The following is a 14,493-nucleotide window of genomic DNA, read 5'->3' as shown; positions in this document are numbered from 1 at the left end:
GAATTGTTGCGATGCGGTTACACACCCCGAAGGGGGTGGCGATCAAGACGCGCCGGCGGTGCTAGTTCGCGTTTCGCCGACGCCTGTGGCCTTCCGGACAGCCTCGACCGTCGCCTCGAACGCCAGCAGCGTCGAGGCGTGACGAGCGGGATAGTCCTTGACCGGCTCCAGCACGGCGAGCTCCGCAAACCGGCCCGCAGGAGGCGAACCGTTCGTCTTCAGCATAGCGGCAAGCGAGTCGCGCGCCAACTCGATGTCGGAAAGTTCCGCACCGATCACATGGGCGCCCAGGATCGCGGCCGCGGCCTGGCCCAGCGCGCAGGCCGAAACGTCCTGGGCGTAGTCGACAACCTTGCCGTCCTTGACCATCACATCGACCGTGATCCGGCTTCCGCACAGCTTGGCGGTCTTCTCCGAACTGGCGTCGGGCGCCGCCAGACGCCCCGCGCGCGGCATGTTGGCCACGAGCCCCAGGATCTTGGCGCTGTAGAGGTCGTCGATCATCGTCGCCTAGGTGGGGTTGCTGGAGCGTTCGGACCAGACGGCTTCGGCCCGATCGCGCACCGCCTCGCCCATCTGGGTGAACGCCGCCTTCAGACGGCGACGCTCGTCGCGGCTGACGAACCGCAGCAGCATGCCCATGAACAGCTCACCGTTCGAGAAGGTGGCGTTCGCGGGTCCCATGGCCTCGATCTCGAGATAGCGGATCGCGGTGACGAAACCGCCCAGCCGGCTCGAGCGCCAGTGCAGCTGCTCGTAAGGCACCCAGTCCTGGACCACCGGCTGGATGACCATCGGCGCTTGGCCCGGCAGATGCTGCTCCAGCACCAGGGTGGAGCCCACCTTCATCACGCCCTCGGCCCGGCGATAGAGCGGATTCCAATGGGTCCAGCCCTCGAAGTCGGAGACGACCTCCCAAATCACCTCAGCCGGCGCCTGGACTCCGATGCGATGCTCGACAGCGCGCTGCATGGTCAGTCCTTCATCCGCCAGGTGGCGCCGGCGGGGCCGTCCATGACCACCACGCCCAGCGCGTCCAGCTCGGCGCGGATCGCGTCGGCGGCGGGCCAGTCCTTGGCGGCGCGGGCGGCCACGCGCTTTTCGAGCAGGGCCTCGACCTGGGCCTTCAGCTCGTCGGAGGCGTCGCCTTCGAACCAGGCGTCCGGATCGGCCTGCAGGAAGCCCAGCAGGGCGCCGGCTTCGAGCAGGCGGGCCTTGTTGGCCGCGATGGCGACAGTGTCGCCGGCGGTGACAGCCTTCTCGATCAGGCTCGACACCTCGAAGAAGGCCGAGGTGGCCAACGGCGTGTTGAGGTCGTCCATCAGGGCGGAAATCACCTCGGCGGGCGCTTCCATGGCCTGGTCCGGCGCGATGTCCTTGGCGCGCCGCAGGGCGCCATAGAGGCGGTCCAGCGACTTCTTGGACTGCTCCAGGAGCTCCGGCGTCCAGTCCAGCGGCTGGCGGTAGTGGGCCGAAAGCAGCGCCCAGCGGATCACCTCGCCCGGAACCGTCTTCAGAAGTTCGTGCGGGATGATCACATTGCCGAGGCTCTTGGACATCTTCTCCCCGCCCATGTCGAGGAAGCCGTTGTGCATCCAGTAGTTGGCCAGCACGGCGGTCTTGTGGGCGCAGCGGCTCTGGGCCACTTCGTTCTCGTGGTGCGGGAAGGTCAGGTCGATGCCGCCGGCATGGATGTCGATCGTCTTGCCCAGCGCCTTGTCGATCATGGCCGAGCACTCGATGTGCCAGCCCGGACGGCCCGCGCCCCAGGGACTGTCCCACTCGGGCTCGTTTTCCTTCGACGGCTTCCACAGCACGAAATCGGCCGGGTGGCGCTTGTAGGGCGCGACCTCGACGCGGGCGCCGGCGATCATCTCGTCCAACGGCCGGCCCGATAGCTGGCCATAGTCGGCGAAGCTCTGGGTGTCGAACAGCACGTGGCCCTCGGCGGCGTAGGCGCTGCCGTTGTCGACCAGCTGGCCGATCATCTCGAGGATGGCGCCGATATGCTCGGTGGCCTTGGGCTCGAGGTCCGGCCGCAAGGCGCCCAGAGCGTCGGCGTCCTCATGATAGGCCGCCAGATAGCGTTCGGTGATCGCGCTGATGGGCACGCCCTCGTCGGCGGCCTTCTGGTTGATCTTGTCGTCCACGTCCGTGACGTTGCGCGCATAGACCACCGCGTCCTCGCCATAGAGGTGACGCAGCACGCGATACAGCACGTCGAACACCACCACGGGCCGGAAGTTTCCGATGTGGGCGTAGTTGTAGACCGTCGGACCGCACACATACATCGTCACCCGCTGGGGATCGGCGGGAACGAAGTCGCGCTTCTCGCGCGTCAGGGTGTCGTGGATCTTGAGGGTCATGACTCTGGGTTCTGACGTAGCGGAAGGGTGTTGCCCACCCCATGATCGGCCCCATATAGCTTTCTGTTACGGCTAGGGCCACGGCGTGATGCGTCTAAGTTCCCGGCCCGGCCGTATGTGAAACGGGTGGCACGCGTCATTCCGAGGCGATCGGCGTCTCGGCGCAACTCAGCCCGTGGAAAGAAACCCTCCAAAATGGACGCACTGACCCGCGAGCGAACCCTGATCGGCTCGGATGACACGACCGGTCTTGATCTTGAACCCGTTCAGCGCCCCACCAAGGACGAGGCCATGGCCGCCGTTCGGACGCTGCTGGCCTGGGCCGGCGACAATCCCGAGCGCGAGGGCCTGCTCGACACGCCCAAGCGCGTGGTCGAGGCGTTCGACGAGTGGTTCGCCGGCTATCACGGCGATCCGGCCAAGGAGCTGTCGCGCACCTTCGAGGACGTGCAGGGCTATGACGACATGGTCATGCTGCGCGGCATCGACGTGCAGAGCCACTGCGAGCACCACATGGCGCCGTTCCTGGGCAAGGCCTGGGTCGCCTACATGCCGACCGGCAAGGTCGTGGGCCTGTCGAAGCTGGCGCGCCTGGTCGAGATCTTCGCCAAGCGTCTCCAGACCCAGGAGACCATGACCATGCAGATCGCCGACGCCATCGAGGATCACCTGTCGGCCGCCGGCGTCGCCGTCCTGATCGACGCCGAGCACCAGTGCATGAGCACCCGCGGCGTCCACCACCACGACGTCTCGACGATCACCACCCAGTTCCGCGGCGTGTTCAAGACCGACAAGGTCCTGCAGCAGCGCTTCCTGGATCTAGTGCAGCGGAAGTAGGTGTGACGAGATCCTCCCCTGCAGAGGGGGAGGATCTCCTCACTTAAGCCGCCCGCCAGATCCCCTGACGGATCCGCGCCACGCAGGCGTGCACCGGCGGATGCACCAGCGTCACCAGCACGAAGCTGATCAGCATCAGCAGATACCAGGCGCCCATCTTCTCGAAGGGCACCATGCGCCAGCCTTCGGTCTGGCTGGGATAGACCCAGGCGCCGGCGAAGGTGCCGAGGTTCTCGGCGATCCAGATAAAGAATGACACCAACACCGCGCCCATCAGCATGGGCATGCGACGCGCGGTCTGATCCGGCGTGAACACGAACCAGGTGCGTCCAAACAGCAGAACCGACAGCGCGAACAGCCCCACCCGGATGTCGATCATGTAGTGGTGGGTGAAGAAGTTGGCGTAGATCAGCACCGCCAGGATGTGGGTGGTCCAGAAGGGCGGATAGCGGATGAAGGTGATGTCGAACAATCGCCAGATGCGGGCGATGTAGCTGCCGACACAGGCGTACATGAAGCCCGTGAACAGCGGCACGTCGCCGATCCGCAGGACGCTCTCTTCGGGATAGACCCATGAGCCCTGGGCGGTCTTGAACAGCTCCATGATGGTGCCGACCACATGGAACATGAAGATCACCAGCGCCTCGTCCCAACGCTCCAGCTTCAGCGCCAGCAGGGAAGCCTGGATGGCGATCGCGGCGACGACCAGGAAGTCATAGCGGGCGATCGGCGCGGCCTCGGGCCAGAACAGCTTGGTGCCGACCAGCAGGGCCAGCATCAGCCCGCCGAACAGGCAGGCCCAGGCCTGCTTCAGGCCGAACAGAAGAAACTCGTAGGCGTAGCCGTTCCAGCGCGACTTCCGCGCCCACGGCCTGGCCCGCTCATCCAGCGTCGCCACGCCGGCCTTGATGCGGTCTTTCAGGTTCATCGCGTTCCCCGGAGCGCGTCGCCGCGCTCCGTCCCCCAGAAGCGGCGCGGAAACTAGCGCAGACCAGCGGCCTGCGCCATATGTGGCGCATGAGCACCGACCTGTTCCCCCAAGCCCACAGCAAGCACGATCTGGAACGGGGCTTTGCCCTCGCGCCGCGCTTCAACGCCGACGGCCTGGTCGTAGCGGTGGCCCAGCACGCCGACACCGGCGAGATCCTGATGCTGGCCTGGATGAACGCCGAGGCGCTGAAGCTGACCGTCGAAACGCAGATCGCGCACTACTTCAGTCGCTCGCGCAACGAACTCTGGAAGAAGGGCGACACCAGCGGCCAGCTGCAGGACGTGGTCGAACTGCGGGTCGACTGCGACCAGGATGCGGTGCTGCTCAAGGTGAGGCCGCGTGGCGACGGCGGGGCCTGCCATGTGGGCTTCCGGTCGTGCTTCTATCGTGTGCTGGAGAACGGGGTGCTGATCGAACGCGAAGCGCCGCTGCATGACCACGCCTGAGGCCCTGATCGCCTTCACCCTGGCCGCAGGTCTATTGACCCTGACGCCGGGCCTGGACACCGCGCTGGTGATCCGCACGGCCGCCGCCGAAGGCCCGCGTCGCGCCGCCGGCGCGGCGATCGGGATCGGACTGGGATGTCTGCTCTGGGGCGCGGCCGCCTCGTTCGGAGTCGGCGCCCTGCTGACCGCGTCTCAAACCGCCTACACGGTGCTGAAATGGGTCGGCGCGCTCTATCTGGCCTGGACGGGCCTACGGATGATCCTGAAGCCGCGCGAGGCGTTCGAGCCCGGCGAGACCAGGGCCGTGGACGCAGGTCCGATGGCGGCGCTGCGCCGGGGTCTGCTGACCAACCTGCTCAATCCCAAGGTCGGGATCTTCTACGTCTCGTTTCTGCCCCAGTTCATGCCGGTCGGCGTTGATCCGGCGCGCTTTGGCCTTCTGCTGACGACGATCCATGTCGTGGAGGGCCTGTTGTGGTTCGCACTCTTGATCGCGGCCACCGTCCCGATCGCAGGACTTTTGCGACTGCCGGTGGTGGTCCGCTGGCTGGACCGGACCACCGGCCTGGTGTTCGTGGCGTTCGGGCTGCGCCTGGCGCTGGACCGTCGCTAGAGCCTGCCTGGTTTAGATGGAAACATCTAAACCAGATAAACAGGCTCTAATTCATAGACTTAGAGCGCGTTCGAGCGGTTTAACCGCTCACACTTGAACCTAACGCGCTCTAGGCCTCGCGCAGCGCTTCCACTCCGCCGTCAGCCGAGGGCGTGACCACGAAGCGCTTCATCGCAGCCAGTTCGTAAGTCGGCTTCATGATGGTTGAGACAGCCATCAGTTCGCTGGTCGCCTTGCCGTGTTCGAGCGTCAGCAGCACGAAGCCCTTGGCGCTGGCGTGGGCGTATTTAACTTCCTTGTTGCGCTGCACGAAGGCCTCGCCGATCGGCACGCCGGGCAGGTAGTCGCCATAACCAGGCGAGGTGACCGAGGTGGTCCCGAACTCGACCGCCACGCGCCTCTGGCCCGCATCGTTCCAGAGTTCGTTGGCCCAGAACATGTGGCTATCACCCGCCAGCACGATCGGACGCGCCTTGGCGGCCGTGAAGATGTCGTAGACCCGCTGGCGATCGGCCGGATAGCCGTCCCAGGCGTCCAGATTGGACGGCACGTCGAAGGCCGACATCGCCACCGACTGATCCACCCGCTTACGCGCATATTCCGGAAGCTTGGCCTGCAGGTCGCCATAGGCCGCCTCGCCCATGGTGGCCTTCAGATTGGCCGAGGCGACGCGCGCCATCACCACCTGATTGCCCAGAACCTGCCAGGCGGTCTTGGCCTGGACCGAGGCGCCGACCTGGCCGGCCAGCCACTGCTCCTGTCCCTCGCCCATCATCCGGCGGGAAGGATCCTTCCACTTGGCCGCGAACGCCGCGACATCGGGCTTGCCATCGACGATCGGCATGTCGCGGTCATAGCTCAGCTCGGGAGTGCGGGCGGTCAGCCGGGTCTCGACCATCAGCAAGGACGCGACGTCGCCGAACTGGAACGATCGCCAGGCGGCCTCCGGCAAGGCCGCTTCACGAATCGGCATCCACTCGTAATAGGCCTTCAGGGCGGCGGCCTTGCGGGCCGTCCAGTCGCCCTCGCCCTTGTCAGGATCATGGTTCTCGGCGCCGCCGACCCAGCTGTCGTTGGCGGTCTCATGATCGTCCCAAGCCACGATCCACGGCGCGCGCGCGTGGGCGGCCTGCAGAGCCGGATCGGTCTTGTACTGTGCGTGGCGGCGACGATAGTCGTCCAGGGTGACGATCTCGTGCGGCGGCTCGGGCGTGCGCGACTTCGCCACCGGCGAGTTCATGCCGTAGTCCTGCGGCGCGCCGCCATACTCGTAGATGTAGTCGCCCAGATGCACGACGGCGTCGACGCGCGGCAGCTTGGCGATGGCGTCGTAGGCGTTGAAGTAGCCGTTCGGATAGAGGCTGCAGGAGACCACCGCCAGCACGGCGTCCTTGGCCGCGCCCTTGACGAGGGTCTTGGTCCGACCGACCGGCGAGGTGACCCCATTGGCCTTGAAGCGGTACCAGTACTCGGTCCCCGGCTTGAGGCCCTGGCCGTCCAGGTCATGCTTGACGGTCCAGTCGCGGCTGGCGCGGGCGCGCAGGCCACGGCTGGTGGTCACCAGCGTCTTGAAATCCGGGTCGGCGGCGACCTCAAGATCGACGTCGATGTCGCCGCTGGTCGCCTGCTTTGGCGTCACACGGGTCCAGAAGATCACATAGGTAAGGCCCGGATCGCCGCTGGCCACGCCGTGCTCAAAGGCGACGGGGCCCTTGAAGTAGCTGATCGGTTGAGCGGCGGCTTCACCGGCGGCGGCGCCCGAAACGCCCAGCAAGCCCAACAGTCTGCGACGATCGATGGTCATGATGTTCTCCCCGGATGCCCTTCTAGAGCCCTTTGCGACCTGATTGAACCAATCAGGTCGGATAAAAAGGGGCTCTATTTCAAAAGTTTAGAGCATTCTTCGATCCGATCATCGCTTCACACTGATCGGAGAACGCTCCAGGCGTCCCGGCCCGACATGCGCCACGTCGAGCCGGGCGTGTACGTCTTAGTGGCGGAAGGTGATCCCGATACCCATGAAGCGCGGCTTGCCGGCGATGAAGGTCGGGATACCGAAGCTGTCGCCGGTATTGCCCGCATCCTTCAGATAGCGCTTGTCGTTGAGGTTCTCGACGAACGCCTCGATCTTCCAGCGATCATCCACCGCGCCAAAGCCCAGGCGGACATTCAGCAGGCCGTAGGCGTCCTGGAACTCGTCCAGCCGGGTGTCGGGGAAGAGACCGGCCGATTGCAGGTCCGCGCGGTCATTGTTGTCGTCGAAGAACATCTTCGAACGCCAGGTGTAGGTCGGCGTGAACGTGACCTTGCCGCCCAGGCCCTCGCGGCTGAACAGCGCGCCCACCGACACGGCGTGGTCAGGCGACAGGCGGAACTGGTTGCCCTTGCGCAGACCGCTTTCGAGGCGGGCGTGGTTGTAGCCGTAGGTCCCGAACAGGGTCCAGAAGTCGCCGGCCTGCAGTCGCGCCTCGCCTTCGAAGCCATAAGCCTTGGCCTTGCCGGCGTTCAGCGTCACGACCTGCGCGCCCTGACGGAAGGTGGTGGCGAAGTTGTCGTAGTCATAGCGGAACACCGCGCCCGACAGGTACAGGCGGCCGTCCATCAGCTTGCCCTTGGCGCCGGCTTCGTAGCTGTCGACGACCTCGGCTTTCACGACGCCGAAGCGCGGCTGGCCCAGCGGTGCGGCCGGAGCGCTGGTCGAAATCACGTCCGGGCGACGCCCGCGCGCGAACGAGGCGTAGAGGCTCAGATCCTCGGACGCGGCGTAGCGGCCCACCAGGCGCCAGGTGACGCCGCTGTCGGAGATCGACTTGCTGAAGGTGTCGCCGTTGTTGGCCGTCGGCTGGTTGAGCAGGCCCAGCATCGGCAGGGCCGGATTGTTCACCGCGTTCGGCTGCGCTGCCAGGAACAGGTTGGTCGGCGTCGGCGCGGCCAGCAGGACACCCAGGATCGAGCGGCCGTTCTGGACGGTCGAGCGATAGGACGCTTCGCGGTCTTCGCTGGTGTAGCGAACGCCCGCCGTCAGTTCGAGCTTGTCGGTCAGGCGCAGCGTGCCGTCGGCATAGACGTCATAGGTGGTGTTTTCGCTGTAGTTGGCGAACTCTTCGCGGTGGATCGGCTTCAGGTTGGACGCGAAGCCCGTCGCCAGCGAGGACGGGATGCCAAAGCCCAGCTGCAGCACCTGCGCCAGATAGGCCGGGTTGGTCAGGAAAGCCTGCGGCTGCGGCGTCGGGCGGCTGATGCCCAGCGGCGAGGCGCCCGCCAGCAGGGCCAGCACCAGACGCTCGTCCATCTGGCCCGGGATGCGCCAGGAACCGGTCTCGTGGAAATAGTTGGCGCCGACAAAGCCCGAGAAACGGCCGCCGGCGTCGTAGCGCAGGCGCAGTTCCTGGCTCTGTTGGCGGCCCTGCGCATCCTCAGCGAAGGTCAGGATCGGCAGGGACGAACCGTCCGGATCGAAGACCTCCGTCGAGTGGAAGGCCCGCGTGGCCGTGATCGACGACAGGGTCAGGCTGTCATTGATCCGGTAGTCCGCCAGCGCCGTCAGGCCATAGACCTTGCGGTCCAGCCCCAGCGGCGCGCCGCCCTCGAAGCCCGCCCCGGGGGCCAGCGTCGCGAAGCCGCCCACCGAGGTGTCGCTCAGCGCCTGGCCAGTGATCGGATTGCTAGGGTTGAACGTGTTGCTCTTGAACGAAGTGCCGGTGGTGTCGTCGACCTGATAGTTGCCGATCAGGTCAAACTTCAGCCCGCCCGCCTCGGTGTGGAAGCCCACCCGCACCGCCTGGCTGTCGGTGGAGTCGTAGGGGTCGCCGCCCGCAGCGTCCTTCACATAGCCGTCGGTCTGGCGGAGGCGCGCGGCGATGCGCAGGGCGGAGCTTCCACCCAACGCGAAGTTCACCATGCCCTCGCCGACGCGGTAGCCGCGCGTGCCGGCCTCAGCCCGCAAAGCCCAGTCAAACCCGCCAGGATTGGCCTTGTTCTGAACGAGGTTCACCGCGCCGATCAGGGCGCCGCGACCAAACAGCGTCGACTGCGGCCCCTTGGCGACTTCCACACGCTCCATATCGAAAAGCTCGACATACGACCCGCGCGAGCGCGAGATCGGCACGCCGTCCTGATAGATCGAGACGCGGGTTTCATCGGTGGCCGAACCGGAGTCGGAGGTGATGCCGCGCATCACAAAGCCCGAGTTGTTGTTCGACTGGTTCTGCACCAGGAAGCCCGGCGTGAAGGCCGACAGCTCGTCAAACGCTTTCACGCCGATCGCTTCGAGGAACTTGCCCGAATAGGCGGTCACGGCGATCGGCACGTCCACCGGATCCTGAGCGCGCTTCTGGGCGGTCACCACGAGCTCTCCGAGCAGCGCGGGTTCGTTGTTGCTGCTCGGGGCGCCTTCCTGACCGGCGGCCAGGGCAGGAGCGGCGACGAGCAGGCTCAGAGCGCTGGCGGTCAACAGCGTGGTGGTGCGGAAGGCGCGCATGGACTATCCCCAAAATACGAAACTTGAGCACGCACCTAGGCGCCCAGCGTGTCGGCGGCGCGACGGGCTGATGACGGAGCCATGAAACCCCAGTGAACGACGTGGACGACATCGCGGACGACGACCTGCTCGACGATGTCGCCCCGCCCGACGACAGCCAGGGCGAGCGCCTCACCGCAGACCTTCCGGAAAATCTGGCCGGCCAGCGCCTGGACAAGGTGCTGGCGCCCCTGTTCCCCGACCTGTCGCGCGCCAGGCTACAGGCCCTGATCGCTGAGGGCCGGCTGGCGTTTGACGGCCAGACGATCGCCGACGCCTCGCGCAAGGCTCGGGCGGGAGTCTATAGCCTGGTCGTCCCGCCGCCCGCCCCCGCCGATCCCGAGCCGGAGGCCCTGCCGCTGTCGATCCTGTATGAGGACGCCCACCTGATCGTCGTGGACAAGGCCGCCGGCATGGCCGTGCATCCCGCGCCGGGAACCTATAACGGCACCCTGGTCAACGCCCTGCTGCACCACTGCGGCGCCAGTCTCTCGGGCGTCGGGGGCGTCGCGCGACCCGGCATCGTCCATCGCCTCGACAAGGACACCTCGGGCGTGATGGTGGCGGCCAAGAGCGACGCGGCCCATCGGGGTCTGTCGGCCCTGTTCGCCACCCACGACATCGATCGGCTCTACGTGGCCCTGACGCGCGGCGCGCCCAACCCGCCGACCGGCACGATCCAGACCCAGATCGGCCGCTCGCCCGGGGATCGCAAGAAGATGGCCGTGCTGCGCGCGGGCGGCCGCGAGGCCATCACCCACTACAGGGTCGAGGCCGCCTTCGGCCCAGCGGATCGGCCGCTCGCCGCGCGCGTAGCGTGCCGGCTCGAGACCGGCCGTACACACCAGATCCGCGTTCACATGGCCAGCAAGGGCTCACCCTGTCTTGGCGATCCCGTCTATGGCGCCGGGCAGCCTGCGGCGGCCGTCCGGGAGCGGATCGAGGCGGCGGGTCTCCGGCGACAGGCGCTGCATGCGGCGATGCTGGGCTTTGTCCACCCGATCACCGGCGAGACACTGCGGTTCGAGACCCCGCTTCCCGCCGATATGGACGCCCTTGAGGTCGCCCTCGCCACGCTCTGAAGCCAGGAAAGCCCAAGCTTTCGCCCGCGCAACAAAAGCGCCCTAATTGTGCTGGCTTGGCGCCGCAGGGTTCAGCCTCGCCAAAGTGGAGCGTCCCGATGCGGCCTTATCTTACGACCTTCGCCCTCGCCGCAGCCCTAGCGGGCTCGGCCCAGGCCGCGACCACCTTGGCCGGCGACGACGAGGTCATCGCCACCGCCCATGCCAAGATGTCCGCCAAGGCCCTCACCGCCGTCGCGCCCGACACGCCGCCTTCGGTCGCGACCACCCCGTCGCGGCCGCTGACGACCCAGGAGCAGATCGCCGCGTTCATCGCCGCCAACGCCCCGGCGGAAGACGCGCCGCGCGGCGTCCTGCCGGCCGAACGCGACGAGGACGGCAAGCGCAAGGTGCATGGTTCCATGGGCGTCTCAGTCGGCACGGGCGGCTATCGCAGCGCCTATGCGTCAGCGCTGTTTCCCGTCGGCGAAAGCGCCACGATCGGCGTTGCGGTCTCCAAGACCGACTTTGGCAAGCACGGCGGCTGGTATGGCGGTCCGGGCTACGGCGCCTATGGCCCCGGATACGGGTACGGGTACGACTATGGCTATGGCTATGGCTATGCCCCTGGCTTCGGCCGCGGGCGGGGCGGCGAACGCCAATCCATCGCCCTTTCTGTCATGACCGGCGGGTCCAACGCTTCGGGGGGCGTGCCGGACGGGTGCGCGCCAGGCTTCCGAAGCGGCGGACGCTATGTCGAACCCCTGTGGGTCGAAGGCATGCGTGACGGCGCCCATCCTTGCGCCGGCGCGACCCCGTCTCGCTAGCCGAAAGAAAACTGTTTTTAGAGCGCGGCTGTTCGCTCATGTTTAACGGCTTGCGCGCCATGGTGCGCGCCTCGGGCGTCTGAGGCTTATTGATGCAGCCGGAAATCACTTCTTATCGCCATCCCGCCACTGGGACGGTGAGCTACCTGGTCGTCGACCCGGCCACCTTTCTCTGCGCCATCGTCGACCCCGTACTGGATTTCGATCCGGTCACGGAAGAGATCGACACCCGCTTTGTCGATGCGATCATCGCCGACATCCGCGCCAAGGACCTTGGCCCGACCTGGATCCTGGAAACCGGCCTCCACACCGGTCACCTCTCGGCCGCCGGCCACCTGAAGTACGAGACCGGTGCGTCGGTGTGCATCGGGGCCGGCGTCGTCGAGAGCCTGAAGCGTCTGGCGCCCCAGTTCGGCGAGACCATGGTCGACCTGGACGGCTGGGATTTCGACAAGCTGGCCCAGGACGGCGACACCTTTCCCATGGGCGGCCTTGAGATTACGCCGATCGCCCTCACGGGTCGCCTGCCCGGCGCGGTGGCCTACCGGATGGCCGACATGGTCTTCACGGGCGATATAGTGCTCGCGCCCGCCGAAGGTTCCGGCCGCTGCGACATCCCCGGCGCCGACGCCGGCAAGGCGTGGGACGACGCCCGCAAGATTCTCGCCTTGCCGCCCGAGACCCGCATTTTGCCCGGCGTCTCCACGACCGCGGCCTGTGAGTCGACCGTTGCGGACGCCAAGGCGTCGAACATCCAGCTGAACGACACGATCGATCAACTGGACTTCATCGCCCTGCGCACCGCAGCCGACGCCTTCCTGCCCGATCCGGAGCTGGCCGCAGCAGCGCTGCGCGTCGCCATCCGAGCCGGCCGGCCGCCCTCACCGCCGGAGTCCGGCCCCCGCTTTCCCTCCGTGGATCTCAGCAAGCTCTGACGGTCCGGCCGCAGACCGGCGGCGAAGTCCGCCCGCCAGGCGGCCGCCAATTTCGGTTGCAGGCGGATGATTTCCCGCCCGCGGGGCTGACCGCAAAAAAGCTTGGAAAGAAAGCGCACCGGGGGCTTGCGTCTTCTGGGCGACGCCGCTAGGTATCGCGCCCTCGACCTCGGGCGGCGATTATCGGCCTCCCGAACAGCGCCTGGAGAGGTGGCAGAGTGGTCGAATGCGCCGCACTCGAAATGCGGTTTACGTGAAAGCGTAACGTGGGTTCGAATCCCACCCTCTCCGCCACTCCCCTGCAAACAGACACCCAAAAGCGTAACGCTCGCGCGTCGCCGCGAGGTGAAGCCGTAATGTTTGTCATGCTGATCGAAGCAAGGACGGGCGGCCCTCCCCCGATAGGGCACCGCCCAAGTTGCCTCACCGGCGGGGTGGCGAGGGGGCTGCTTGCTAGCGCGCTTTGTGTCCTGACCGCAAGCTGATCGACATCAATTGGCACTTCAAGCGCCACTTCCTTCCGAATGGTCGTCGACAAGGTGGCGGGAAGCCTCGAGGGCCTTCGGCCTCAGCGCGCGTCTCCGCGGCCGATGTCGTCCAACGCGGCGGCGTCAGCCTGATGATCGCGCGACGGATCGCCAGCCGGTAGCCGCCTTTTCGTCAGGCTCAGCAGGGTCGCGCCGATCAGGGCCGAGCTGAGCGAACCGACCAGCACGCCGACCTTCACCTCGTTTTGCAGCGCTGCGTCGCGGAACGCCAACAGGCCAATGAAGAGGCTCATGGTGAAGCCGATGCCGCAGAGCAGGCTGACCCCATAGAGCTGCGCCCAGGAGGCCGCCACCGGCAGGCGCGCGACGCCCAGGCGGATGGCGAGCCACGCCGCCCCGAAGACGCCGATCTGCTTGCCGAAGAACAGCCCCAGGGCCACGCCGAGCGTCACGGGCTCCGCCAGGACCGACGGCGTCATGCCGGCGAACGACACGCCCGCATTGGCGAAGCCGAAGATCGGAACCACCAGGAAGGCCACCCAGGGCGAGAGCGCGTGCTCCAGGCGATGCAGCGGCGAGGTCGCGTCATCCGGCGCAGCCTTCGAGGCGTGCAAGGGGATGGTCATGGCCAGCACCACGCCGGCGATGGTCGCATGAACTCCGGACAGAAGGACCAGCCACCACAGCGCCACGCCCATGACCAGATACGGCGCGAGCCGCTTCACCTTCAGCCGATTGAAGCCCACCAGCACCAGGGTGACGAACCCCGCGCCCATCAAGGCGGCGGTGTTGAGGTCAGCGGTATAGAACACGGCGATGATCAGAACCGCCACGAGGTCGTCGACGATCGCCAGCGTCGCGAGGAAGACCTTCAGGCTGGTCGGGACGCGTGATCCCAGAAGCGAGAGGACGCCCAGCGCGAAGGCGATATCCGTCGCCGTCGGAATTGCCCAGCCGCGCAGCGTCTCGGGACTGCCAGCGTTCAGACTTGCGTAGATGAGGCCTGGAACGACGACGCCCCCCGCCGCCGCGATGCACGGCAGCGCGCGGTTGGCCCAGGTCGACAACTGCCCGTCCAGGAACTCTCGCTTGATCTCCAGGCCGACGAACAGAAAGAAGATCGCCATCAGGCCGTCGTTGATCCAGTGCAGCAGATCAAGCCCGGCGAACGGGACATGCAGAGCGTGGAAATAGCCCTCCGCCAGCGGCGAGTTGGCGACGAAGAGGGCTAGAACGGCGCAGGCCATCAGAAGCAGACCGCCGGCGGCCCCGCTTTCCAGAAGCTCTCTCAGAACCGACAGTTTGCGGACGCGTTGCAGCATGGCGCGGGTCTCCGCGCTGGCGGCCCGACCAACGTAAACCCTGATCGACCAAGACGATCGACCACCCAGTCCCGCCTATCGCATCAGA

13 protein-coding genes and 1 tRNA gene are annotated in these 14,493 nt (G+C 66.7%); 7 read left to right on the top strand and 7 right to left on the bottom strand.

From position 1 onward, the window contains the following. Nucleotides 1–42: 42 nt before the first annotated feature. From OVA11_RS05340 to cysS, 3 genes are read right to left on the bottom strand one after another with little or no spacing between them, the layout of a single operon-like run. Nucleotides 43–504, bottom strand: coding sequence for an iron-sulfur cluster assembly scaffold protein (locus tag OVA11_RS05340; protein ID WP_268066513.1), 462 nt, complete (start codon nucleotides 502–504; stop codon nucleotides 43–45). Nucleotides 505–510: 6 nt separating this feature from the next. Next, a complete protein-coding gene (locus tag OVA11_RS05335) occupies nucleotides 511–972 on the bottom strand; it encodes an SRPBCC domain-containing protein (protein WP_268066512.1) in 462 nt (153 codons plus the stop codon). 2 nt (nucleotides 973–974) lie between these two features. Then, nucleotides 975–2,366, bottom strand: a complete 1,392-nt coding sequence (gene cysS / locus OVA11_RS05330) for a cysteine--tRNA ligase (RefSeq protein ID WP_268066511.1) — start codon at nucleotides 2,364–2,366, stop codon at nucleotides 975–977. A gap of 195 nt (nucleotides 2,367–2,561) precedes the next feature. On the opposite strand from cysS, the gene folE reads away from it, so the two are divergent. Next, nucleotides 2,562–3,203 (top strand): GTP cyclohydrolase I FolE, encoded by a 642-nt coding sequence (gene folE / locus OVA11_RS05325; RefSeq protein WP_268066510.1) that lies wholly within the window; start codon nucleotides 2,562–2,564, stop codon nucleotides 3,201–3,203. Nucleotides 3,204–3,246: 43 nt separating this feature from the next. On the opposite strand, the gene OVA11_RS05320 is transcribed toward folE, so the two are convergent. Then, a complete protein-coding gene (locus tag OVA11_RS05320) occupies nucleotides 3,247–4,131 on the bottom strand; it encodes a DUF817 domain-containing protein (protein WP_268066509.1) in 885 nt (294 codons plus the stop codon). Between the two features lie 89 nt (nucleotides 4,132–4,220). Between OVA11_RS05320 and hisI the strand changes: the two genes are divergently transcribed. Then, a complete protein-coding gene (gene hisI / locus OVA11_RS05315; RefSeq protein WP_268066508.1) occupies nucleotides 4,221–4,640 on the top strand; it encodes a phosphoribosyl-AMP cyclohydrolase in 420 nt (139 codons plus the stop codon). Continuing rightward, nucleotides 4,627–5,253: a LysE family translocator gene (locus tag OVA11_RS05310; protein WP_268066507.1), complete on the top strand. Its 627-nt coding sequence runs from the start codon at nucleotides 4,627–4,629 to the stop codon at nucleotides 5,251–5,253. The genes hisI and OVA11_RS05310 overlap by 14 nt, the downstream gene beginning before the upstream one ends. Nucleotides 5,254–5,362: 109 nt before the next feature. Here the strand turns inward: OVA11_RS05310 and OVA11_RS05305 are convergent, their stop codons facing one another. Both OVA11_RS05305 and OVA11_RS05300 read right to left on the bottom strand, forming a co-directional pair. After that, a complete protein-coding gene (locus OVA11_RS05305; RefSeq protein WP_268066506.1) occupies nucleotides 5,363–7,057 on the bottom strand; it encodes an alkaline phosphatase D family protein in 1,695 nt (564 codons plus the stop codon). 186 nt (nucleotides 7,058–7,243) lie between these two features. Then, complete coding sequence (locus tag OVA11_RS05300; protein WP_268066505.1) at nucleotides 7,244–9,733, bottom strand: TonB-dependent receptor; 2,490 nt, start codon at nucleotides 9,731–9,733, stop codon at nucleotides 7,244–7,246. Nucleotides 9,734–9,825: 92 nt separating this feature from the next. Between OVA11_RS05300 and OVA11_RS05295 the strand changes: the two genes are divergently transcribed. The 4 genes from OVA11_RS05295 (at nucleotide 9,826) to OVA11_RS05280 (ending at nucleotide 12,889) form a co-directional block, all read left to right on the top strand. Continuing rightward, nucleotides 9,826–10,854 (top strand): RluA family pseudouridine synthase, encoded by a 1,029-nt coding sequence (locus tag OVA11_RS05295; protein ID WP_268066504.1) that lies wholly within the window; start codon nucleotides 9,826–9,828, stop codon nucleotides 10,852–10,854. A 98-nt stretch (nucleotides 10,855–10,952) separates the two neighbouring features. Further along, on the top strand, nucleotides 10,953–11,660 hold the full coding sequence (locus tag OVA11_RS05290) for a hypothetical protein (RefSeq protein WP_268066503.1): 708 nt from the start codon (nucleotides 10,953–10,955) through the stop codon (nucleotides 11,658–11,660). Between the two features lie 89 nt (nucleotides 11,661–11,749). Further along, nucleotides 11,750–12,595: an MBL fold metallo-hydrolase gene (locus OVA11_RS05285; RefSeq protein WP_268066502.1), complete on the top strand. Its 846-nt coding sequence runs from the start codon at nucleotides 11,750–11,752 to the stop codon at nucleotides 12,593–12,595. Between the two features lie 204 nt (nucleotides 12,596–12,799). Beyond that, nucleotides 12,800–12,889 (top strand) — tRNA-Ser (locus OVA11_RS05280). Between the two features lie 274 nt (nucleotides 12,890–13,163). Here OVA11_RS05280 and nhaA read toward each other — a convergent pair. Then, nucleotides 13,164–14,405 carry a Na+/H+ antiporter NhaA gene (gene nhaA / locus OVA11_RS05275; RefSeq protein ID WP_268066501.1) on the bottom strand — a complete coding sequence of 414 codons (1,242 nt, stop codon included), beginning with the start codon at nucleotides 14,403–14,405 and terminating at the stop codon, nucleotides 13,164–13,166. Nucleotides 14,406–14,493 lie beyond the last annotated feature (88 nt).

The sequence above is a fragment of the Caulobacter sp. SL161 genome (genome assembly GCF_026672375.1).
Lineage (GTDB): Bacteria > Pseudomonadota > Alphaproteobacteria > Caulobacterales > Caulobacteraceae > Caulobacter.
The sequence above is the reverse complement of the archived record's forward strand: the minus strand, read 5'-3'. Positions and strand labels throughout refer to the sequence as shown.

Excerpts from the sequence above, each read along its gene's own strand:
- OVA11_RS05310 (WP_268066507.1), top strand. The coding sequence starts at position 4,627 with ATGACCACGCCTGAGGCCCTGATCGCCTTCACCCTGGCCGCAGGTCTA.
- OVA11_RS05305 (WP_268066506.1), bottom strand. The coding sequence starts at position 7,057 with ATGACCATCGATCGTCGCAGACTGTTGGGCTTGCTGGGCGTTTCGGGC.
- OVA11_RS05340 (WP_268066513.1), bottom strand. The coding sequence starts at position 504 with ATGATCGACGACCTCTACAGCGCCAAGATCCTGGGGCTCGTGGCCAAC.
- OVA11_RS05320 (WP_268066509.1), bottom strand. The coding sequence starts at position 4,131 with ATGAACCTGAAAGACCGCATCAAGGCCGGCGTGGCGACGCTGGATGAG.
- folE (WP_268066510.1), top strand. The coding sequence starts at position 2,562 with ATGGACGCACTGACCCGCGAGCGAACCCTGATCGGCTCGGATGACACG.
- OVA11_RS05300 (WP_268066505.1), bottom strand. The coding sequence starts at position 9,733 with ATGCGCGCCTTCCGCACCACCACGCTGTTGACCGCCAGCGCTCTGAGC.
- OVA11_RS05335 (WP_268066512.1), bottom strand. The coding sequence starts at position 972 with ATGCAGCGCGCTGTCGAGCATCGCATCGGAGTCCAGGCGCCGGCTGAG.
- cysS (WP_268066511.1), bottom strand. The coding sequence starts at position 2,366 with ATGACCCTCAAGATCCACGACACCCTGACGCGCGAGAAGCGCGACTTC.
- nhaA (WP_268066501.1), bottom strand. The coding sequence starts at position 14,405 with ATGCTGCAACGCGTCCGCAAACTGTCGGTTCTGAGAGAGCTTCTGGAA.
- hisI (WP_268066508.1), top strand. The coding sequence starts at position 4,221 with ATGAGCACCGACCTGTTCCCCCAAGCCCACAGCAAGCACGATCTGGAA.
- OVA11_RS05290 (WP_268066503.1), top strand. The coding sequence starts at position 10,953 with ATGCGGCCTTATCTTACGACCTTCGCCCTCGCCGCAGCCCTAGCGGGC.